Annotated in this window: 19 protein-coding genes; 3 read left to right on the forward strand and 16 right to left on the reverse strand. The window is 36.1% G+C overall.

Annotated elements, in window-relative coordinates:
• Positions 1-11: 11 nt before the first annotated feature.
• The 3 genes from JEOSCH030_RS10030 to JEOSCH030_RS10040 all read right to left on the reverse strand — a co-directional run bounded on the left by JEOSCH030_RS10030 (position 12) and on the right by JEOSCH030_RS10040 (position 2,605).
• The gene (locus tag JEOSCH030_RS10030) at positions 12-1,295 is read right to left on the reverse strand and encodes a four-carbon acid sugar kinase family protein (protein WP_185126500.1); all 1,284 of its coding nucleotides are present in this window, start codon (positions 1,293-1,295) and stop codon (positions 12-14) included.
• Positions 1,296-1,308: 13 nt separating this feature from the next.
• Entirely contained in the window at positions 1,309-2,058 is a 750-nt protein-coding gene (locus JEOSCH030_RS10035; protein WP_185126501.1) for a DeoR/GlpR family DNA-binding transcription regulator, read from the reverse strand.
• A 145-nt stretch (positions 2,059-2,203) separates the two neighbouring features.
• A complete protein-coding gene (locus JEOSCH030_RS10040) occupies positions 2,204-2,605 on the reverse strand; it encodes a hypothetical protein (RefSeq protein WP_185126502.1) in 402 nt (133 codons plus the stop codon).
• An 82-nt stretch (positions 2,606-2,687) separates the two neighbouring features.
• Here JEOSCH030_RS10040 and ybaK point away from each other — a divergent pair, with 82 nt between their 5' ends.
• Positions 2,688-3,164, forward strand: a complete 477-nt coding sequence (ybaK, locus tag JEOSCH030_RS10045; protein WP_185126503.1) for a Cys-tRNA(Pro) deacylase — start codon at positions 2,688-2,690, stop codon at positions 3,162-3,164.
• A gap of 364 nt (positions 3,165-3,528) precedes the next feature.
• On the opposite strand, the gene JEOSCH030_RS10050 is transcribed toward ybaK, so the two are convergent.
• The 7 genes from JEOSCH030_RS10050 to JEOSCH030_RS10080 form a co-directional block, all read right to left on the reverse strand.
• Positions 3,529-5,652, reverse strand: coding sequence for an ATP-dependent Clp protease ATP-binding subunit (locus tag JEOSCH030_RS10050; protein ID WP_185126504.1), 2,124 nt, complete (start codon positions 5,650-5,652; stop codon positions 3,529-3,531).
• A 266-nt stretch (positions 5,653-5,918) separates the two neighbouring features.
• Entirely contained in the window at positions 5,919-6,341 is a 423-nt protein-coding gene (locus tag JEOSCH030_RS10055) for a hypothetical protein (RefSeq protein WP_185126505.1), read from the reverse strand.
• 16 nt (positions 6,342-6,357) lie between these two features.
• Positions 6,358-7,305, reverse strand: coding sequence for a VOC family protein (locus tag JEOSCH030_RS10060; RefSeq protein WP_185126506.1), 948 nt, complete (start codon positions 7,303-7,305; stop codon positions 6,358-6,360).
• 10 nt (positions 7,306-7,315) lie between these two features.
• Positions 7,316-8,251, reverse strand: coding sequence for a DMT family transporter (locus JEOSCH030_RS10065; RefSeq protein ID WP_185126507.1), 936 nt, complete (start codon positions 8,249-8,251; stop codon positions 7,316-7,318).
• 78 nt (positions 8,252-8,329) lie between these two features.
• Positions 8,330-9,292: a tRNA dihydrouridine synthase gene (locus tag JEOSCH030_RS10070; RefSeq protein ID WP_185126508.1), complete on the reverse strand. Its 963-nt coding sequence runs from the start codon at positions 9,290-9,292 to the stop codon at positions 8,330-8,332.
• A gap of 104 nt (positions 9,293-9,396) precedes the next feature.
• The gene (locus JEOSCH030_RS10075; RefSeq protein ID WP_185126509.1) at positions 9,397-9,723 is read right to left on the reverse strand and encodes a GRAM domain-containing protein; all 327 of its coding nucleotides are present in this window, start codon (positions 9,721-9,723) and stop codon (positions 9,397-9,399) included.
• A gap of 185 nt (positions 9,724-9,908) precedes the next feature.
• Positions 9,909-11,414 carry an MDR family MFS transporter gene (locus tag JEOSCH030_RS10080; protein ID WP_185126510.1) on the reverse strand — a complete coding sequence of 502 codons (1,506 nt, stop codon included), beginning with the start codon at positions 11,412-11,414 and terminating at the stop codon, positions 9,909-9,911.
• 91 nt (positions 11,415-11,505) lie between these two features.
• Between JEOSCH030_RS10080 and JEOSCH030_RS10085 the strand changes: the two genes are divergently transcribed.
• Entirely contained in the window at positions 11,506-12,312 is an 807-nt protein-coding gene (locus tag JEOSCH030_RS10085) for a MerR family transcriptional regulator (RefSeq protein ID WP_185126511.1), read from the forward strand.
• Between the two features lie 43 nt (positions 12,313-12,355).
• On the opposite strand, the gene JEOSCH030_RS10090 is transcribed toward JEOSCH030_RS10085, so the two are convergent.
• The 3 genes from JEOSCH030_RS10090 to gcvPA form a co-directional block, all read right to left on the reverse strand.
• Positions 12,356-13,135, reverse strand: a complete 780-nt coding sequence (locus JEOSCH030_RS10090; protein ID WP_185126512.1) for a SurA N-terminal domain-containing protein — start codon at positions 13,133-13,135, stop codon at positions 12,356-12,358.
• 191 nt (positions 13,136-13,326) lie between these two features.
• Positions 13,327-14,790, reverse strand: a complete 1,464-nt coding sequence (gene gcvPB / locus JEOSCH030_RS10095; protein WP_185126513.1) for an aminomethyl-transferring glycine dehydrogenase subunit GcvPB — start codon at positions 14,788-14,790, stop codon at positions 13,327-13,329.
• Positions 14,783-16,135 (reverse strand): aminomethyl-transferring glycine dehydrogenase subunit GcvPA, encoded by a 1,353-nt coding sequence (gene gcvPA / locus JEOSCH030_RS10100; RefSeq protein ID WP_185126514.1) that lies wholly within the window; start codon positions 16,133-16,135, stop codon positions 14,783-14,785. The genes gcvPB and gcvPA overlap by 8 nt, the downstream gene beginning before the upstream one ends.
• 333 nt (positions 16,136-16,468) lie before the next feature.
• Between gcvPA and JEOSCH030_RS10105 the strand changes: the two genes are divergently transcribed.
• Positions 16,469-17,086, forward strand: coding sequence for a LysE/ArgO family amino acid transporter (locus JEOSCH030_RS10105; protein WP_185126568.1), 618 nt, complete (start codon positions 16,469-16,471; stop codon positions 17,084-17,086).
• Positions 17,087-17,450: 364 nt separating this feature from the next.
• Here the strand turns inward: JEOSCH030_RS10105 and JEOSCH030_RS10110 are convergent, their stop codons facing one another.
• From JEOSCH030_RS10110 to glmS, 3 genes are all read right to left on the reverse strand, one after another.
• Complete coding sequence (locus tag JEOSCH030_RS10110) at positions 17,451-18,170, reverse strand: tyrosine-protein phosphatase (protein ID WP_185126515.1); 720 nt, start codon at positions 18,168-18,170, stop codon at positions 17,451-17,453.
• A gap of 123 nt (positions 18,171-18,293) precedes the next feature.
• The gene (locus JEOSCH030_RS10115) at positions 18,294-19,088 is read right to left on the reverse strand and encodes a DUF1835 domain-containing protein (protein ID WP_185126516.1); all 795 of its coding nucleotides are present in this window, start codon (positions 19,086-19,088) and stop codon (positions 18,294-18,296) included.
• A 109-nt stretch (positions 19,089-19,197) separates the two neighbouring features.
• Positions 19,198-21,000, reverse strand: coding sequence for a glutamine--fructose-6-phosphate transaminase (isomerizing) (glmS, locus tag JEOSCH030_RS10120; protein ID WP_185126517.1), 1,803 nt, complete (start codon positions 20,998-21,000; stop codon positions 19,198-19,200).
• Positions 21,001-21,257 lie beyond the last annotated feature (257 nt).

Genomic DNA, 21,257 nt, shown 5'->3' on the forward strand with positions numbered 1-21,257 from the left:
ACTCTCTCCTCTTATTTCGATTTTAAATATTGTATTGCTTCATATAATGTTTCTCTTTGACCAATCATGCCGCCTTTGGTAATTAAAGGAAGCCCTTCATACTTACCTCCGAGTAAATGACCATAGGCGATGAGTGGACCCACTTCATCTATTAAACGAATGCCACTAGCAAGCGTGATACTTGCTAAGGATGCGGTCACATCACCACCACTGACATAACAACCTTTAATGTCATGACCTGACTCATCAATGAGTCGTTTTGTAATAGTTGCAAGTCCGTCTGTAATTCTCTTAGCCACTCGGTCTGGTGTCACATCGTTATCTGCTGCGATTTGCTTGATGTCGATGAGGACTAAATTTTCCTCATTAGTTGTGATGACAGTGACCTCGTTTTTGTCCATCCGTCTTTTAGCTTTCTTCACAGCCTTGTCGATCTCATCGTGCCAAGCTCCCCCAAAACTTGCTAATTTTTTAATGTTAGGAATAACTGGCTTAATCTTTAAGCGATCGATTAAGTAAACGAGCTGTTGTTCTGACACTTTCGTTGCTGAACCTACAGTCACAAGAATTTTTTTATCATCACTCACTTGGTTTGCTTTATATTTTGCATAAAGCGAAGTAAATGGTCCTGGATCAACAGGCACTAATTGATGCTCTTGATACTGACTGAGTGCCTCAGCAATGAACTCAATATCTCTATTGGTTACTGCATCTAGTACGATCACCTTGTTACCTTGGTCTACAAGATGTTTAAAGTGTTCCAAAAAAGTCTGACAATCTTCAGTCATATCATTAATTGTCATAACGCCAACTTGATGATTTGTTTGACTGGAGATTATTCCAGGCACATAAGATGATGTAATAGGTGTAATCGGGTCATTAGCTGCATCTGTTCTATGTAAAGGTAAGCTATCAACGATTAAGTAACCTCCAACTGTGATGCGTGCAGAATCAGGAAATGAAGGAACGACAACTGCCACAGCATTCTCATCGACTGCTTGAAGTATCAAATCTATTTCTTTTCCAACATTACCTCTAAGAGTTGAATCTACACGTTTTGCTAATAAGTCCGCACCCCAGCCCTTTAGCTTAGTTAAAGCTCCACCTACACGGTGATCTAAAACTTTTTCAGATGCATATCGACTGTCTGTATCAATGATAATGACATCCGTATTTTCATCTTCAAGTAAGTCGTTATAATGAAAATATGTTGCAGGGTGGAAGCCATTTTCACTTAAGCGGACGCCCGTTGCATTTGCTCCGGTTAAGTCATCCGCAATAATTCCCACTTTCACTTGAACTGCCTCCTTAAATAACCGTCGTCTTTTCTTCTAATAAAGCGACAGTTTTTTCATCAAAATGATCGTCAGTAATAATGCCGGTAAAATCTTCTAGTTCGCAAATTTTACTGAAGGCAGTATGATTCAACTTACTAGAATCAACAACTAAATAGGCACTATGTCCACACTGCATCATTAGACGCTTTACCTTAGCTTTTTCAATGGTCGGTGCAAAAATACCTTCATCAATATCCATTGCTTGAGTCCCAACAAATGAGACATTTACTTTAATATTTTCTAGCATGTCGACTGTTTGTGTCCCGTACATGGAACCAACGTTTTGTTGGACAGTCCCACCTAAAATAATGACTTCATGCTGACTGTCTATTAACTCAGCAGCAGCTTTAATATCATTCGTTACAATTCTTACTTTAAAATCTTTTGTTTTGAGTAATTTACAGATCTCAAGTGTTGTTGTACCTGCATCAAGTAAAATCGTCTCTTTATCATGAATATAATTCAGCGCTTTTTTTGCGATTAAGCGTTTTTCTTCTATGTTAACGAGTTGTTTTTTGACAAATGGTACTTCATTTAAAAATGAATCTTTCAGCAATATTGCATTAGAAGTTCTAATCACTTGTTCTTTCTCCTCAAGCTCTTTTAAATCACGACGAACTGTCATCTCGGAAACATCTAGTTCCCCAGCTAACATTTCAATAGTTAATTCATTATTTTCTGCAACTCGGTTTAAAATATATTGCTGTCTTTTTGATTTCATTTCCATCACCTTGGCCTTATTATATTGTTCTGTTTTCACAAAGTAAAGTGATTTATGTTAGAAAATAACAAGATAAATCGTAAAATGTGACTTTTTAACATAAATATAGTCTGTAGATCATTTAATCTACAGACTTTTTATCATACTATTTCTTTTTTAAAGTGACACCATGTTCTTTTAACCACTTTTCAATCACTTTCATCTTCTCTTTTTGACCTTTTTCTTTTGCTCGATGATATTCAGAAAGCTTATCCGTAATTTCATTTTGCTCACCGGTTTGCTGTTTTTTCTCCTGTTCTTCTTCATCAACAAACTCAACCCTAAAGGTTACAAATAACATGATCAAAGCAAAGACAAACGCCAAACCGATTTGAGACACATTACTGATATTCAATAAAGTCTCGTTTTCAATCACTCTTTCGTTTAAAAACCTAGCAATTTCCGGTGTCACAAAACCTACTACAAAGCCGATAACAACCTTGATTCCATCAAAATGAAACTTCTTTTTATGTGTATTTCTTTCATCATCTTCAGATTTTAAAAACATCAAATTCCTCCATCATGTGTTATATATATTATACTAATATATTCTTTTCTAAGCTATGATGAGAAAACTTAAGGAGGACAAGATGAAAAAACATAAAGTACCAAAAACAAATGCGATGAGAATGCTTGAGGATAAAAAGATTGAATACGTGATTCACGAGCGTCCATGGAAAGATCAACATGAGGAAAAACAAGTTGATCTTAGCCGCTTACCTTCTAACATTTATAAGACACTAGTTGCTGTAGGCAATCAGACAGGTCATCTTGTTGCATGTATTCCAGCTAAGAGAGAAATTGATTTGAAAAAACTCGCTAAAGTGAGCGGTAATAAAAAAGTAGAGATGTTAGCTCAAAAAGATTTAGAAAAAGTAACGGGTTATGTCAGAGGTGGCTGTTCACCAATTGCAATGAAGAAATTATTTCCGACCTATCTTGATGTAGATGCAAAACTTGAAGACTCAATCATTGTGTCTGCAGGTAAACAAGGATTGCAGCTCGAATTGAAGCCAGATGATTTAGTCAACATGACTCAGGCAGAGTATGTAGATATAGCGGAATGAGAGAGTGGTGATTATTGTCATTTTTTAGTGTATTTTTCCATTCGATATGCTTTTTGATGTCCAATGGAATTTTTAACGCTTTTTTTCCATTCGACATGGTTTTTGAGATGTCCAATGGAATTTTTAGCCCTTTTTTTCCATTCAACATGGTTTTTGAGATGTCCAATGGAATTTTTAGCCCTTTTTTTCCATTCAACATGGTTTTTGAGATGTCCAATGGAATTTTTAGCCCTTTTTTTCCATTCGACGTTATTATTAACATATCCTATGGAATTTGATGTGACTTATCACCAATATTCCTCAACCAAATCAACAAAAAAAGGCCTAGAAATCTAAATTTAAGATTTCTAGGCCGTATCCATACTTATGCTTTAACGACGACGATTTCACCGTCTTTAATGTGTGCTTTCACTTGTTCTAAGTTATCTTCTTCCAAGATTAAATCAGTTAGTTGATCTTCTATACGATCTTGAATGACACGTCTTAGTGGTCTTGCACCAAAGCGTTTGTCATAACCTAGGCTAACTAATTTGCGTTTCGCATCATCTGTCACTGTCATACTAATATCATTGTCTTTAAGAGTTTCTGACAACTCATCAAGCATTAAATCAGTAATCTTCATAAGGTTTTCTTCAGTTAATTGATTGAAGTTAATAATTGCATCAAATCTATTTAAGAATTCAGGTTTGAAGTAATTAGATAGATTTTCTAAAGTAGTTACTGATTCATGTTGTTCAGCATTAAATCCGACACTAGCATTATTGTCGCCTGTACCAGCATTACTAGTCATGATAATTACTGTTTCTTTAAAGCTGACTGTTCGTCCATGAGAGTCTGTAAGTTGTCCATCTTCCATAATTTGTAGGAACATGTTTTGAACATCTGGGTGTGCTTTTTCAATCTCATCTAATAGCAAGATTGAGTAAGGATTATGACGTACTTTTTCAGTCAACTGACCTGCTTCTTCATGACCGACATAGCCTGGAGGTGAACCAATAATTTTAGAGACTGCATGTTTTTCCATATACTCAGACATGTCTAGTCTAATCATCGCATCACGGCTACCGAATAGTTCTTCAGCAAGTGCTTTAGTCAATTCAGTTTTACCAACACCAGTTGGTCCAACAAATAAGAAGGAACCAATTGGACGATATTTAGATTTAAGTCCAGCACGACTACGTCTAACTGCTTTGGCAACTTTATCTACAGCTTCTTCTTGTCCAATAACATTTTCAGATAGGTTAGAACTTAAGTGTTTCATTTGATTTTGTTCTTCTGCTTGAATTTTCGTTACTGGAATACCTGTTTTTTCTTCTACAATCAATTGGATATCTGAAACATCTACATCCATTACTTTGTTATCATTAGACGCTGCATCTAGTTGTTTTTGTAATTGTAATTCTTGATATTTAAGATGTGCTGCTGTTTCATAATCCTCTTGATCTGCTGCTTCATCTTTTTCTTTAGCAATTTTTTCAAGTTTGCTTTCAATTGATTCTGTGTCATTTTCAGCGTTTGAAAGGTTTAATCTTGAACCCACTTCATCCATTAAGTCAATTGCTTTATCTGGTAAGAAACGATCTTGAATATATCTATGGGAAAGATTTACGAAAGCTTCAATTACCTCATCAGAGTATGAAACTTCATGGAATTTCTCATAGCGATCTTTAATACCTTGTAAAATCAAGACTGACTCTTCTAGACTTGGTTCTTTAACGATAATTGGTTGTAAACGACGTTCAAGTGCAGCATCTTTTTCAATTTGACGATACTCTTTTAAGGTTGTCGCACCAATGATTTGAAGTTCCCCACGTGCAAGTGCTGGTTTTAAGATGTTACCAGCGTCCATTTGTGAACTTTCAGCTGATCCCGCACCAACAATTTGGTGAATTTCATCGATAAAAAGAATGACCTCTTTACGTTCTTTCAACTCTTGAATTAATTGTTTCATTCTTTCTTCAAACTGACCGCGCATTGAAGTATTCGCAACAAGTGATGCCACATCTAAAACGTAGATTTCTTTATCCATTAATTTAGTTGGGACATTACCTTCTACTATTCTAAGTGCTAATCCTTCTGCTATAGCAGTTTTACCGACACCAGGTTCCCCGATAAGGACTGGATTGTTTTTATTTCTTCTATTAAGTGTTTCTATAACTCTTTTAACTTCCATGTCACGACCGATTACAGGATCAATTTTACCTGCTCTCGCTTCGTCAGAGATGTTGTTTCCTAGTTGATCTAAAAGACCATCTCTTTGATTCGTTTTTTCTTTAGTTTTTGTACCTGTTCTTCTATTAGCTTGACCATTAAAAGCTTGGTTATTCATAAAACTATTTTGATCTTTAAAGAAATCGTTAGAGTTCATCATTTGTCCTCTGATTTCTTGGAAACAACTGTCACACAAATGTACTTGCATTTGTTGATTATTGAAATTCATTGCTAAGTTAACATTTGCTTCGTTAATACCACAATTTTGACATTTCATCTTGTTTCCTCCTCATTTATATTTTAATCTTTTTGACTTTGACTATATTTGACTATGAATATAGTATATAGGCTCATCAGATTGATTTCAAATAACTTGCTCTGTAAGAAAATCAATCTCAAATAAAGTTTGACTATATTTGACCTATGTCTATATTATACATTGACCTTCTTTGACTTTCAAGTGTTTAATCAAAGTTTTTTTAAAAATATATTGTGTAATAAAACAAAATCCTTACTCAAGACTAACTCTTGAGTAAGGATTTTTTATATGACTTGAATGGTTAATATAAGCTGTTGGTCCTTGATTTCACTCGTCATTTCGACAAGTTCGTCATCTGAAGTATCGATGACCGCTTCACCAGATAGCTGATCATCATTTATATAGAAGAGTTTAACCTTATCTATGCTAAAGAAATCATATTCTAACATAGTGACCATCGTGTTCAGATGATCAAATTCTGGATAGTTCTCATATTCCAATAAGGTCTTATTTCTTTCTTCAGTATATTCTTTAAGTGATGAACGATTAATTTTCATTACAATACGGTCTTCACCGAGCTTAATTTCATCAAAATGTTTTTCATCGATAGACAGTCGCTTTTCTCCTAAGCCAACAATGTCATCTATAAATGTTACTGCCTGAATTGTTACATCTTCAACTTTTGAAGTGTCCAATAATTGTGTCATTTGCCTACCTCACATCTTATTCTATAAATGATAATTTAACTAAATTTTCTTCTATTTGCTTTCTATCACCTTCTAGAAAAGGTGGTAAATCCAAACGTTCACCAAGCTTATTCGATGCTTGGTCATCAGTCATACCAGGACCTTCTAAGGTCGCAATTTCAAACATGATGCCATTTGATTCTCTAAAGTACATACTCTTAAAGAAGTGTCGGTCGATGCCTCCTGTTGAACGGAATCCTCTTTTTGTCACCAAGTCATGCCAATATTCTAAATCGTCATCATTTTGAACATTGATGGCTAAGTGGTGAACACTTCCTCGCCCAGGTTTTTCTCTCGGTCCATCTTTATAGACAGTAAGAATTTCGCCTTCATACGCCCCATTTTTCGGTCTATATAGACGTTGATTATCACCACCGCCAACTTTCTCATAATCGAAAAGGTCTGTCAGTGTTCTTTCCAATTTGTCTAATCGTTTAGCCGTTAGTTCAACAGTTCCCATACTAATAATTTGAAAGTCTGTAGGAACGCTTGAATCTTCCCAACTTTGATAGTCATCATCCACTTTTTCTGCAACTTGTAGCATTAGATTTAAACCATCTGGGTCAACAAATGGTAAGCTCTTCTTCCCTGCATAGGGTCTAATACTACTATATTCAACCTTATATTGATCAAAACGTGCTTGCCAATAATCTAAAGCTGCTTCGTCTTTAACAAGTAAGCCTATTCTCGTAATCGCATTAGTCCCACGATGCGTTTGACCAATTTGAGGCATTTCAAAAAATGTCAGTTCTGTTCCTGGCGTGCCTCTTTTGTCACCGAAAAATATATGATACATAGACGGGTCATCTTGATTCACTGTAACCTTTAATCGTCTTAAGCCAAGGATTTCATTGTAGAAACGGTTATTTTCTTCTGCATCCTTTGTCATCATTGAGATATGGTGATGGCCGAGTACTGAGTTCATATAACTCCTCCTAGAATAGGTTGATCAGTATGACACCAACCAACATGATTATCAGTCCAAGCACTTGAATCGGTGCAGTGGATGATTTTTGAGATCTAAAAAGTCCAAATTGTTGAACAAGGATACTGCCAGTGATTTGCCCAAACAAGACAAGCACTACTGTTGGACCTGTGCCGATAATGCCAACAAGTAAAATATTAATCGAGACGTAACACGCACCAAAGGCGCCGCCTAGCCAGACCCATAATGGTGCTTTTTCTTTGAATGGTTGGCTCACTGTTTTAAAATTTTTATCGATAAAGGCCGCTAACAAAAATAAGATGATTGTACCAATTAAAAAGGATAAAAATGCACCCGTTAATGGTGAATTCACAGCGACACCAAGTTGACCGTTGATGGCTGCTTGAATTGCGAGCATAGAGCCACCTAGTAATCCAACCGCACGCCAAGGATACTTATTTATATCATCACTGACATTTTCTTTTAGTTTACGGTGCATTAAGAAATCTCTTAAGACAACAGCAAAGATAACACCAAGTAGTATGAGTATAACGCCAATAAAACGGTTTAGACCAAATGGTAGAGTTGTTGAATGAAACCAGCCAAAGTGGTCGATCAACATACTAGTCACTATCATCCCGATGATTGGCATCACTGCAGTTTCTATACTACCAATCTTAGGAAAAATAATAATGTTTCCGGTTAAAGCGATGACACCACATAATCCACCTAGCCAAATCCACCAAGGATTGTGAGTTATTATATCCACACTTGGAAACAATGGTAGACCTTGAGATAATACAACAATTGCTAAAAGTATGGTACCGACTAAAAAGGACAGCATTGAAGCAATATAAGGTGAGAGGACATAATTTCTCAGCTGAGAATTGACAGCTGATTGAAAGGACATACCGCTGCCTATCACAATTCCGAGTACTCCTATCATCTGACCAACTCCCCTATTTTTCTTAATGGTATCACGATTCTAAAAAGAAATCCCTTTTGGAAACCAAAAGGAATTGACTTACATATTTTTCTGGAACTCATCGAGGAGTGCACGGACCTCGTCCGTTGTTTCTGTACTCATTAACTGATTTCTAAGTTCACCAGCCCCGCGCATGCCTTTTACATAAATCTTGAAGAAACGACGGAGTGGTTTAAATAGTCTCGACTCTTCTTGTGAATATTTATCAAATAAATCAAGGTGTAAGCGTAATAAATCAAGTAGCTCTTCACTTGTGTGCTCTCTTTGTTCAAGTTCAAAAGCGTAAGGATTTTGAAAGATGCCTCGTCCAATCATGACACCATCTACACCATATTTTTCGACTAGCTCTAAGCCGGTTTGTCGATCTGGAATATCACCGTTGATTGTCAGTAAAGTGTTTGGAGCAATTTCATCTCTGAGCGCTTTAATCTCTCCGATTAACTCCCAGTGTGCATCAACTTTACTCATTTCTTTACGTGTTCGTAGGTGAATCGACAAGTTAGCAATATCTTGTTCGAACACATGTCTTAACCAGTCTCTCCATTCATCAATATCTGTATAACCTAAACGTGTTTTCACACTTACAGGTAAGCCTCCAGCTTTCGCTTCTTGGATAATCTCAGCTGCCACTTCTGGTCTTAAAATTAAACCAGAGCCACGTCCCTTGGTTGCGACGTTCGGAACTGGACATCCCATATTGATATCGACGCCTTTAAAGCCCATCTCAGCCATACCAATACTCATCTCTCTAAAGTGCTCAGGCTTATCTCCCCATATATGTGCAACAATCGGTTGTTCATCTTCTGTAAAAGTTAGTCTGCCTCTGACACTATGAATACCTTCTGGGTGGCAAAAACTCTCTGTATTTGTAAACTCAGTAAAATAGACGTCAGGCGCAGCTGCGTGAGCTACCACATGTCTAAATACTACATCCGTCACGTCTTCCATCGGTGCAAGAACAAAAAAAGGGCGAGGGAGTGCCTGCCAAAAATTTTCTTTCATATATGTTTTACCTTCTTATCTTTAAAATATCTAATAATCCAAGATGAATAATACCACAAAATTACATTCTACACAAAAGCCACAAATGATAAACACCTACAGCATCAAGCTGTAGGTGTCTGATTATCACGAATCGCTTGTTCAATTGCTCGAATCCAATCATCTCTTTTGAAAACTACAAATTTGAACAACTCATTGTCCTTAGTCACGATTCTAATTTTATTAGGAATAATTCCCAATGTTTTTCTTGCTTTTAATTCCTTAATATCAGTTAAGCGAATCGTCGTACCTACTGATTCGATATGTTGGCCAATTGAACCTTCATGATATAGAGCTGTATGAGTCAGGTATAATGGTCCCTCTACGCCACGCATTGGTCTTCTCATATGCGCATGTCCTGCCTTAACAATGTCACCTTTGTTTAGTCTCATATCATCACCTCAATTCTTATACTCCACCTAATGCTAACATAATTGTGAAAATTAAGAGTGCAGCAATAATCAGTATTAGAAATATTAAAAACCATCTATTCATAATCAAGTCTCCTTATAAATTCCCTAATTCTAATTATACATGAAAAAATCACACCATAAAAAATATGGTGTGAATTCATAAATTAGTCATTATTTTTATCAATTTGTTTAGGCGCTTTGACAAGATTTTCTATTGGTTTCGCTCTGTAGACGAGTAGCGATAAGATAATCGCAAGCACTGCAAAAGCAACCATTATAAAGTAGACAAACTCTGTTCCGACAACCATAGCGTCATTAATGGCTGTTGCACTTTCTGGATTATCTACACCTTCTAAATAGGCTGCCTGTCTTGAGTTTAAGAGTCCAATAAAGACCGACACACCAATCGCACCTGCAAGTGGTTGTAGTGTCGACATGACTGCTGTTCCATGTGGATACATGTGCTTAGGCAATTGGTTTAAACCATTTGTTTCAGCCGGCATCATCAGTGCTGATACACTGATCATAATTAAAATAAACCCGACAATAATGACCCATTCAGGAGTGTCACCAGTCAGTCTTGAGAACATAAACATAGTCGCTGCTAGTACAATTGTCGCAGGAACCATCATGACTCTTGGCCCGACCTTATCAAAGAGGGCACCCATGAAGGGACTCAGTGCACCATTTAAAATACTACCTGGTAATAAGAGTAAACCTGCTGCAGCTGCTGTTAAGCCCATTGGTCCTTGCATGAAGAGCGGTAGTATAAGTTCTGATGCAAACATCGCCATAATGATGATGATAAAGATGATCGTAGCATGTAAAAACATAGGGAACTTAAATACTCTCAAGTCCATTAAAGGTTCATCCAGTTTAAACTGCCTAATGGCAAAGAATGTCAGAGCAATCAGACCTACAATAATTGGGATGTAAACGGATGTTGATAAAAACCCTTTGGCACTTTCTCCTGCGTGACTGAAACCATAAATTGTGGCACCAAGTCCAATAGTCGAAAAGACGATGGATAGCCAATCAATTTTAGGTCGTGTTTGTTCTGTGATATTGACTAAGAATTTCAGGGCAAATAAAATAGAAAAAATAGTAAATGGTACTACTAAGAAGAATAAATATCTCCAGCCAAAGTACTGTACTATTAAACCTGACAAGGTAGGTCCCATAGCAGGGGCAAACATAATAACTAAACCGACTATACCCATAATTTTCCCACGCTTATGTGGCGGGTAGATCAAAAGAAAAACATTAAACATGATAGGCATAATTAAACCCGTACCTATTGCTTGCACCATTCGCCCAAATAAAAGAATGCCGAAATTTGGGGCTGAGCCTGCTATTAAAGTACCTACTAAGAAAGTGATCATGGTACCTACAAATATTTGCCTAGTCGTAAACCAGCCAAGCAGCAGTGGTGATATTGGCATGACTATTGCCATCATCAGCATAAATCCAGTCGCAACCCACTGTACAGTAGGTAAGGTGACATCGAATTCTTTCATTAAAGTGCTTAATGATATATTGAGTAGAGTTTCATTTAAAATTGCAAAAAATGCTCCTATGATTAAGGCAACCATAATCGGTAAAGTCTTTACGTTAGGATCATCCGATAAAAACTCATATTGTGATTTTTTGTTCTCGTTTGTAGTCGTCATACTACACCTCATATCTGTTAAATAAATTGTCATATGTCATGACCTTATTTAATATAAGGTATATAGTTACTATACAGTCAAGGAGGTTCTTATGAAATCAGAAATTTTTTTCACTACAGGTGAATTTGCTAATATGTGCGAGGTAAATAAGCAAACTTTGTTTCATTACGACAAAATCGATCTTTTAAAACCTGCCTATAAGGATGATAAAGGTTATAGATATTACTCTCACCTTCAATTAGATACCATGTTTCTAATTGAATCTTTAAAGGAGATGGAAACACCACTTAAAGACATCAAAGATTTTATTGATCACACTAATCCTGATAGAATGATTGATTTTTTCCAGAAAAAGTCTACCCAAATCACTGAAAAAATTACTCACTTAAAAAACCTACAAACCTCCATTGATAAAAAAGTGACTCTCACTAAAGAAGTATTGGAAGCAGATTTTAATGAGATTACTTTAAGAGAAGTTGAAACGGAATATTTATATATGAGTCAACCTTTAATAAATGATGATGATTACGATCGAGCGATTATATCAGATTTTTATCATACTTGTATGTATACCTTATATGAAAAATACTCTATTGGCGCAGTCTTAAGTAAAGAAAGCTGTGAAGACCGTCACTTCGATAATATTACACATCTTTTTGCCAGAACAAAATTTATGGATTCTATTCCACTTGTAAAAAAAGAGGCTGGTTTAGAAGTCATTGCCTACCATATAGGAAATTACGACAGTGTTGAACTTAGCTTTGATAAAATATTTAACTATCTTGAAGTAAATAACTTGGAAATAAAATCAGATGTCTATTTAGAAGAAATTGTAGACCGTCTAGTTGTAGCTAAGCCTGAACAATACGTAACAAAGATTACAATTCCAGTAAGATAGTAAGAAAAAACTTCCGAATCATTGATTCGGAAGTTTTATTACTTTAAACATGAACTTCTACTTCAGCATCTTCTTTTAATTTCTCAACAAGTCCTTGTGCTGCTTCGCCTTCTTTTTGAGCGACGACTTGTTCTTCAAGCTGTGGTTTCATTTCATCAAATGATGGTGGTTCTTCTTCTGTTTCCATTTGTTCTAATTGTTTAACTTGTTGATCATACAACTCTTGTAGTTCGTCTTCAGATGGTTTCACTTCGCCAGTTTCTTCAGCGATCAGTTTATCAACTTTAATTTGTAATTCAACTTGTTCCATAACCTGATCTTTATCCATACCTTGTTCTTCGAAGGCTGCATATAGATCATCTTCTGATTCCATACCATTTGACTCTGTTAATTCTGTAATCATTTCATTTTTCTCATCGTCATTTGCTCCAAGCTCACGGTTATCAGCTTCTTGGATCAGTAGTTCTTGGTTTACAAGTCCATCAGCTACTTGTTTTTTCAAGTCGTCTTGATTTAATTCTTCACCAGACATCTGAGACATCATAGCAGCTTGTTGGAATTGTGCTTGATACGCTTCTTCAAAAGATGCTTTATCAATTTCTGTACCATTTACTTCTGCAACTACATCTGGAATACCTTCTAAGTCAGGCTCAGGTGCTTCAGCTTGTTCTTGTCCTTCTGCTGCTGCACCTTCCTCTTGTTTCGCTACTTCTTCTGTGTTTTCTTCTTTACTTGTATCTTCTTCGGCAGCTTCATCATTGTTACAAGCGCCTAGAAAAATTAAAGTTCCTATAATTGTTAAGCTCGATAGCCATTTTTTCATTTTGTCATACTCCTTTTAAAACGTCTTAGAGGTCATTCTAACGTACTTAAGTCTTAAAGGCATTTGAAAAGGGGTCATTCTGATTAAATTTTTTTATCATATTTGAAGATTTATTGACGATTCGTATTTTTATTCTTGTCTTTCTAATAAAAAAAGGAACCTCATGACGAGGTTCCCAATCAAAAATTTTCTTATGCTTCTTTTGTCCAACGAAGTACAGGCTTACGAGAAGCTCTTGTTTCATCAAGACGTTTAACAGAAGTTTTATGTGGTGCTTCGTGGATAATATCTGGATTATTTTCAGCTTCATCCGCGATTTGCAACATTGTATCGATAAAGTGATCTAAAGTTTCTTTAGATTCTGTTTCAGTTGGTTCAATCATCATTGCTTCGCCAACAATTAGCGGGAAGTAAACAGTTGGTGGGTGAATATCGAAGTCCATTAGGCGCTTAGCGATATCCAATGTTTTAATACCTTGTTCTTTCTGTCTATTTCCAGATATAACGAATTCGTGTTTACAGTGTTGTGTAAATGGTAATTCGTATTTATCTTCTAGGCTACGCATGATGTAGTTTGCATTAAGTACAGCATACTCACTGACTTTCTTAAGACCTTCAGCACCAAGTGTACGAATATAAGTGTAAGCACGTACGTTGATTCCAAAGTTACCGTAGAAGTTCTTAACCATACCAATAGAATCTGGACGGTCATAGTCTAAATCATACACACCGTCTTTTTCAACAACTTGTGGTTTTGGTAGAAATTTAGCAAGTTCTTCAGTTACACCGATTGGACCTGAACCTGGTCCTCCACCACCGTGTGGGCCAGTGAATGTTTTGTGTAAGTTCAAGTGAACAGCGTCAAAGCCCATGTCTCCTGGACGAGTGTAGCCCATGATTGCGTTTAAGTTCGCACCATCATAGTACATTTTACCGCCAGCTTCGTGAACGATATCAGCCATTTCTAAAATTTCTGTTTCAAATAAACCTAAAGTGTTAGGGTTAGTTAACATTAAACCAGCTGTGTTTTCGTTAACTACTTTTTTCAAGTCTTCAACGTCTACTAGACCTTTATCGTTTGATTTTACTTCAACGACTTTAAAGCCAGCAACTGCAGCTGATGCAGGGTTAGTACCGTGCGCTGAGTCTGGAACGATGATTTCATTTCTGTGACCTTCACCATTTGCTTCATGGAATGCTTTGAAGATCATTAGTGATGTCCACTCACCTTGTGAACCTGCTGCAGGTTGTAAAGTGATTTCATGCATACCAGTGATTTCTTCTAAACTCACTTGTAGGTCATACATCAACTCTAAAGCACCTTGAATTGTTTTAGTGTCTTGGTATGGGTGAATGTGACTGAAACCAGGTAATCTAACAACATCTTCATTAATTACTGGGTTGTACTTCATAGTACAAGATCCTAATGGATAAAAACCAGTATGAATACCGAAGTTACGGTTAGATAGACCTGTATAGTGTCTCATTAACTCTAACTCATCAACTTCTGGGAGGTTAGCTGGTTCTTTACGAACGAAAGTATCACCAAGTTCTTTTGCTAAATCAGTTTCAGGAACGTCTAGTTCTGGAAGGTGATAACCGACTCTACCTTCTTTACTGCGTTCAAAAATTAATGGAAAGTTTTCATTAGCCATTGTTGATTGCCCCCAATTCTTTAACAAATGCATCAATCTCATCTTTAGAACGGATTTCAGTTGTCGCGATTAGCATGTGGTTTTCGAATTCTGGGTAAATACGGCCTAGATCGAAGCCACCAACAAATCCTTTTTCGAATAATTTGTCATTTACTTCTTTAACAGGTTTAGACAATTCTACTACGATTTCGTTAAAGAAAGCGCCATCGAATGCTGCTTTCACGCCTGCTTCAGCGAGTGCAGATTTCGTATATCTAGCTTTCTGTAAGTTAAGTTCAGACATGTCTTTAACACCATGTTTACCTAAGGCACTCATTGCTGCTGAACTTGCTACAGCATTTAATGCTTGGTTAGATGTAATGTTAGAAGTCGCTTTTTCACGTCTGATATGTTGTTCACGAGTTTGTAAAACAAGTACAAAACCGCGCTGACCATCTTCATCAACCGTTTCACCTACGAAACGACCTGGTACCTTACGCATTAATTTTTCTGTTGTTGCAAAGTAGCCACAGTGTGGTCCACCAAGTTGAGCTGGAATACCAAAGACTTGTGTATCCCCAACAACAATATCGGCACCAAATTCAGAAGGTGGTGTTAAGTATCCTAATGCTAGTGGGTTACTTGACACGATCATCATTGTTTTTGGTTGTGCTTTAATTATTTCATTTATTTTATCAAGTGGTTCAATTTGACCTAGGAAGTTTGGATATTGAACAATCACACCTGCAGTGTCTTCATTCACTTCTTTTTCAAGTTGATCAAGGTCTGTACGTCCATCTTTAAGATCAATTTCTACAACTTCTAATCCTTTACCTTTTGAAGCAGTTTTCACTAATTCACGGTATTCAGGATGAACAGCTTTAGAAACTACGATGCGACCTTTTTTAGTTTGTCCATGAGCCAAGTTCATTGCTTCAACAACAGCCGTACCGCCATCATATAAAGATGAGTTGACAATAGGCATACCAGTAATCTCAGAAATCATAGTTTGGAATTCAAACATTGCTTGAAGTTCACCTTGAGTCATTTCTGGTTGGTATGGTGTGTAAGAAGTGTAGAACTCTTGTCTAGAAATAACATGATCTACAACAGATGGAATAAAGTGATCGTAAACACCTGCACCTAAGAATGAAGTATACTCTTGAAGGTTAGCATTTTTTGCTGCCATTTGAGTTAGATCTTTCTTAAGCTCATACTCACTTTTCGGTTCTTTTAGGTCTAGTTTTCTACCCAGTCTCACTTTTTCAGGAATGTCTGAAAAAAGCTCGTCTGTGGATTTTACACCGATTTTTTCTAACATCTGTGCTTTATCAGCTTCTGTAGCTGGTAAATAACGAAAATCCATTACAATTTCCTCCCTATTCTTCACTTATATAATAATAAAATTATTATCGACTCAATCTGGAATCCAGGCAAAATTTTAAAGCCTTCTTCCAGAGCTAGAATTTTACCGATGGAAACGCATCTTTTTAGAGCGCTTTCAGAAACCGTATTACTTTCTGAATATTTATCCATACAGTTGTTATTATAACGATAAAACTATTAATTTAAAAGTCTTTGTTATTATTATTTAACCGAACATTAACTTATACAAAATAATCGCTATATTATTTGTTAGTGCAAACTTTTGTGCCTATAATTAGAGAGATATAAACATATAAATAGAAAGAGGCAGTTTATCTTGCAAGCAATTCTACACGGTTTTTTACTAGCTCTTGGTTTAATTTTACCCCTTGGTGCACAAAATGTATTTGTCTTTAACCAGGGTGCGAACCACAAAAAATTAAGAACTGCTATTCCTGTTGTCATTACAGCAGGTTTATCAGATACCTTTTTAATCTTACTCGCGGTACTCGGTGTGTCCTTAATTTTGATGACCATGCCTACCTTACAACTCATTATTTACATAATCGGCTTTATATTTCTTTTGTATATGGCTTGGTCCTTATGGCGCGAACAACCCACTCAACTAAAAGAGCAAGGATCAATGAGTGCCAAAAAACAAATCGGCTTTGCCCTATCCGTTTCACTATTAAACCCTCACGCCATTATGGATACCATCGGTGTTATAGGCACTAGTGCAACGATTTACGAAGGTGGAGATAAAATCCTCTTCACCATTTCAACAATTGTTGTGTCATGGCTGTGGTTTATCTTTTTAGCAGTGTGTGGCCGTATGCTCGGATCCATTGACAAAACTGGTAAATATATTCTAATCCTGAATAAATTTTCGAGTATCATAGTGTTGATTGTCAGCGCGATTATACTGAAGAATATTATTGATTTGATATTTTAGTTTGTTTGAGGGTTGGAAGTGAGGTTGGAAATTGAGGATTTGGTGTGTGGAGGGAGTTTTTAGGCCTTTTTGTCTATTCGACATCATTTTTGACATGACTTATGGACTTTTTAGCCCTTTTTGTCTATTCGACACCATTTTTGACATGACTTATAGACTTTTTAGCCCTTTTTGTCTATTCGACATCGCTTTTGACATGACTTATAGACTTTTTAGCCCTTTTTGTCTATTCGACATCGCTTTTGACATGACTTATAGAATTTTTAGCCCTTTTTGTCTATTCGATACCATTTTTGACATGCCTTATAGAATTTACTTCAATTTTTAATCTAGAGGCTGGACTTATATTCCAGCCTCTTACTTTTTACAAGATAAATTTATCTTTTATCTTGTCTATATTCTCTTGGCTAATATCTTTTTCTAATAGGTAACTTTCAATAGAATGATAGTGATCCATGATGTGATTATAAGCCATCAAAATATAATCTCTACTTGAATACAAATATGATTCTGGAATCCTTGTAGGCAACCCTTTAATATTTTGAAATGATTCAAGGTTAGTATAAGTCACTTCGTAATTCGACACTATATCCTTCTTACTGACCCCAACTAAGCCGAGTAATAACATGGCAATCAGTCCAGTACGATCCTTACCTGCCATACAGTGAAATACAAGCCCACCATCTGATTCTGCTATTACATCAAATACTTCTTTAATGGTTTTTGATTCTTCCAAGACCGAAACATAAAAGTCACCCATAGTTTCTACAACATCCGCATTTAACTCTGAAACAGGTTGTACTGCTAAGGGGATATTGTGATAAGTACAAAAGTCTTCATTACTTAAAGGATTTCGGTGGATAGAAGTCTCGTCATCTCCTCTTAAATCGATGACTGTTTTTATGCCATAATCTCTAAGAAATTCTATTTCTTCTTCATTTATATTGGCCATATTATCTGCACGTAAAAAAGTATGCCATTTAGTTTGGCTACCATTTCCTGTTTCATAGCCACCTAATTCACGGCAGTTTTCCAAATTCTCTAAGGGTAACCTAACCCAATTTAATTGAGCTTTCTTATTCATATGTATCCTCCACAATCTTAATGATAATAATCATTCTATCAACTTATTATTAAGAACAATCGAGCATTAGGTAAATGTGAATTTACTTTATAGGTGTCTAGGCAATAATAGTAAGAAGAAAATTTAAACAATATCTGCCACTCTCACTTCATAAAAACGCATCGCACTCAAATTTCCTCTATACTCCAACTGTCCTTGTTCGATCAATTTCCTTAACCTATACTCTATAAATAAATCATCGAAGTCTCTCAGTTCCCCGTACACTTCCCCTACTAATCTCGCTGATTTAATATAAGGCTCTTCTTTCATTTGAAAATGAATCTTTCTAGCTGTCTCTATAATATAATTATCATATGCCGCTTCATCTTTACTCACAATTGTATGATTACAAAAAGATCTCAAATTCATTTTTGTTTGACTCAACTGTTTCCACTCATCTATTAATTTGTTTCTCTCTTCGGCAACTAGTCTTTTATCAACTTTTTCATATATTTCTTTTAACTGATCTATATTAATTTCTGTGGTCTTTATTACATTCGGTTCTCCAAACAACTTTTTATAGCCTGCTGAAGTATTTAAAATGTAGATATCATTAGACCAATCTCTTAGTAAATACATCAAAAAGCGTAAGCCTGTTTGTTCGCTTGCATTATCTGCGGTCCAAATAATAATAGGTTCATGACTTTCAATGTTTTTAAGCTGTTTTAATTCTTCATATGAATAATGGTCATAGCTAGTCATATTCTCTTTTAGCCAATTCAGACGATCATTTTGACCTTCAGTGTTTTCTATATGTGATATTGGACCATAAGAAAGATTGTCCTTAATGGCAAGGACCTTACTACTATTTGTAGCTAACTTTACTGATATTTCTTCTGACGCTCCAATTACAATATGCCAGCTCAGCTCATTATTCAACGAATCACCCCAACTAGTTATTACCAATTTTAATTTATCCCAAACAAAAACACACTTAGCATTGAACGATACATTTCAATACTAAGTGTGCCAATTTTATATCATAATATTATTCAACTGTTACTGATTTTGCAAGGTTACGTGGTTTATCGACATCATTACCTCTGTGTAATGCTGCGTAGTAAGAAATCAATTGATAAACTACAACTGACACGAGTGGTGTTAGCATTTCATCAACACGAGGGATGATATAGCTGTCGCCTTCTTGTTCTAAGCCTTCCATTGCGATCGTGCACACATTGGCACCACGGGCTGCAACTTCTTGGGCGTTACCTCGGGTGTTTAGATTTACTTTTTCTTGAGTAATCAATGAGAACACTGGTGTTCCGTCTTCAATCAGGGCGATAGTACCATGTTTTAATTCTCCTCCAGCGAATCCTTCTGCCTGGATATAAGAAATTTCTTTTAGTTTAAGCGCACCTTCAAGCCCTACATAGTAGTCCATCGTTCTACCGATAAAGAAAGCATTTCTAGTTGTTTCTAAAAAGTTCTTAACAATTTCTTCAATAGTTGATGCATCATCAATCACTGATGTGATGGCAGTGGTTACTTTACCGAGCTCTGACATTAAGTTCAAGTCACTCTTTTTACCAAGTTCCCTAGCTGTGACAGCTGCTACAATTGATAAAACCGCAATTTGTGCTACATAAGCTTTAGTAGATGCCACCGCAATCTCTGGTCCAGCATGTAAGATTAAAGTCTGGTCTGCTTCACGAGATAAGGTTGAGCCTACTACGTTTGTAATCGTTAAAGCAGGATAGCCTTTTTCTTTAATATCTACCAGTACTGCACGGCTGTCAGCAGTTTCACCTGATTGCGAAATAAAGATGAACAGTGGTTTTTCTGATAGTAATGGAGTGTTATAAACGAACTCTGAGGCAACGTGGACTTCTGTCGGAACACCTGCCCATTTTTCTATATATTCTTTACCAATTAAGCCAGCATGATAACTCGTTCCTGCTGCAATAATATATAGTCTATCTGCATCGTTTAATTGCTTGATAATTGCATCATCAATTTTAAAGTCACCATTATCATCTTGATATTCTTTAATGATTTTACGCATAACTTGTGGCTGTTCATTGATTTCTTTAATCATATAATGCGGGTAAGTTCCAAGCTCTGTATCACTTGCATCAATCTCAGCAATATAAGATTCACGCTCTATGTCGTTTCCTTCTAAATCCTGAATAATCATCTGATCTCTCATGACTTGAATAACTTCTCCATCCATTAACTCAACAAAATTATTGGTTAATTTGAGCATAGCCATAGCATCAGAAGTAATGACATTAAAATCTTCCCCTGCACCTAGTAGAAGTGGCGATTTATTTTTAGCAGCATAAATTGTATGATCATCTTCATTGTCTAAAAGACCTAAGGCATAAGAGCCATGTAGTAAAGATAAAGTCTTTTTAAACGCTTCTAGAGTCGATGATCCTTCTTTTGCAAATTTAGCAATTAACTGTACGATAATTTCTGTATCTGTATCAGACACTAAATTAACATCTTCTAAATAGTCTTCTTTTAATTGGACATAGTTTTCAATGACACCATTATGAACAAGTGTAAAACGCCCATCAAGACTCTGATGAGGATGTGAGTTCACAACACTCGGTTCACCATGAGTTGCCCAACGTGTGTGACCTATCCCAACTTTGCCTTCGAAATCATCTTCAACTTTATTTCTTAAATCTCTGATTCTACCTTTTTCTTTGAATACTTTAGTTTCATCCTCACCTTTGACTGCAATACCTGCTGAATCATAACCACGGTATTCAAGTTTCTCTAAACTTTGTAAGAGGATTTCTTTTACATCTCTAGATCCAATATATCCAACAATTCCACACATAAAATTTACTCCTAATTTTTGATTTTTTTTGTGGAATATCTGCTCTGTCAGATCGATCACTCGATAGTTTTAACAGATAAACTAACGAATACTTTAGTATCCGGGACAGTATCCGCCGAAATTTCGATAACTGTCCTCCTCGTCAGCAGTGGTATACTGCTCTGGCGCTATTCCGATTTTTTTAAATATGTCCCTCCTTTTTAGTCAGAGTAAAAGTGTAAATTAAAAATAAAAAATTTACAAGTATTTTTTGACCA

The organism is Jeotgalicoccus meleagridis, from assembly GCF_903994045.1.
GTDB classification, from domain to species: Bacteria; Bacillota; Bacilli; order Staphylococcales; family Salinicoccaceae; genus Jeotgalicoccus; species Jeotgalicoccus meleagridis.

Bases quoted from the DNA above. Each gene is read 5' to 3' on its own strand.
- JEOSCH030_RS10035 (WP_185126501.1), bottom strand. From the start codon at position 2,058: ATGAAATCAAAAAGACAGCAATATATTTTAAACCGAGTTGCAGAAAAT.
- JEOSCH030_RS10040 (WP_185126502.1), bottom strand. From the start codon at position 2,605: ATGTTTTTAAAATCTGAAGATGATGAAAGAAATACACATAAAAAGAAG.
- ybaK (WP_185126503.1), top strand. From the start codon at position 2,688: ATGAAAAAACATAAAGTACCAAAAACAAATGCGATGAGAATGCTTGAG.
- JEOSCH030_RS10050 (WP_185126504.1), bottom strand. From the start codon at position 5,652: ATGAAATGTCAAAATTGTGGTATTAACGAAGCAAATGTTAACTTAGCA.
- JEOSCH030_RS10055 (WP_185126505.1), bottom strand. From the start codon at position 6,341: ATGACACAATTATTGGACACTTCAAAAGTTGAAGATGTAACAATTCAG.
- JEOSCH030_RS10060 (WP_185126506.1), bottom strand. From the start codon at position 7,305: ATGAACTCAGTACTCGGCCATCACCATATCTCAATGATGACAAAGGAT.
- JEOSCH030_RS10065 (WP_185126507.1), bottom strand. From the start codon at position 8,251: ATGATAGGAGTACTCGGAATTGTGATAGGCAGCGGTATGTCCTTTCAA.
- JEOSCH030_RS10070 (WP_185126508.1), bottom strand. From the start codon at position 9,292: ATGAAAGAAAATTTTTGGCAGGCACTCCCTCGCCCTTTTTTTGTTCTT.
- JEOSCH030_RS10075 (WP_185126509.1), bottom strand. From the start codon at position 9,723: ATGAGACTAAACAAAGGTGACATTGTTAAGGCAGGACATGCGCATATG.
- JEOSCH030_RS10080 (WP_185126510.1), bottom strand. From the start codon at position 11,414: ATGACGACTACAAACGAGAACAAAAAATCACAATATGAGTTTTTATCG.
- JEOSCH030_RS10085 (WP_185126511.1), top strand. From the start codon at position 11,506: ATGAAATCAGAAATTTTTTTCACTACAGGTGAATTTGCTAATATGTGC.
- JEOSCH030_RS10090 (WP_185126512.1), bottom strand. From the start codon at position 13,135: ATGAAAAAATGGCTATCGAGCTTAACAATTATAGGAACTTTAATTTTT.
- gcvPB (WP_185126513.1), bottom strand. From the start codon at position 14,790: ATGGCTAATGAAAACTTTCCATTAATTTTTGAACGCAGTAAAGAAGGT.
- gcvPA (WP_185126514.1), bottom strand. From the start codon at position 16,135: ATGGATTTTCGTTATTTACCAGCTACAGAAGCTGATAAAGCACAGATG.
- JEOSCH030_RS10110 (WP_185126515.1), bottom strand. From the start codon at position 18,170: ATGAATAAGAAAGCTCAATTAAATTGGGTTAGGTTACCCTTAGAGAAT.
- glmS (WP_185126517.1), bottom strand. From the start codon at position 21,000: ATGTGTGGAATTGTTGGATATATTGGATCTAGAGATGTAAAAGAAATC.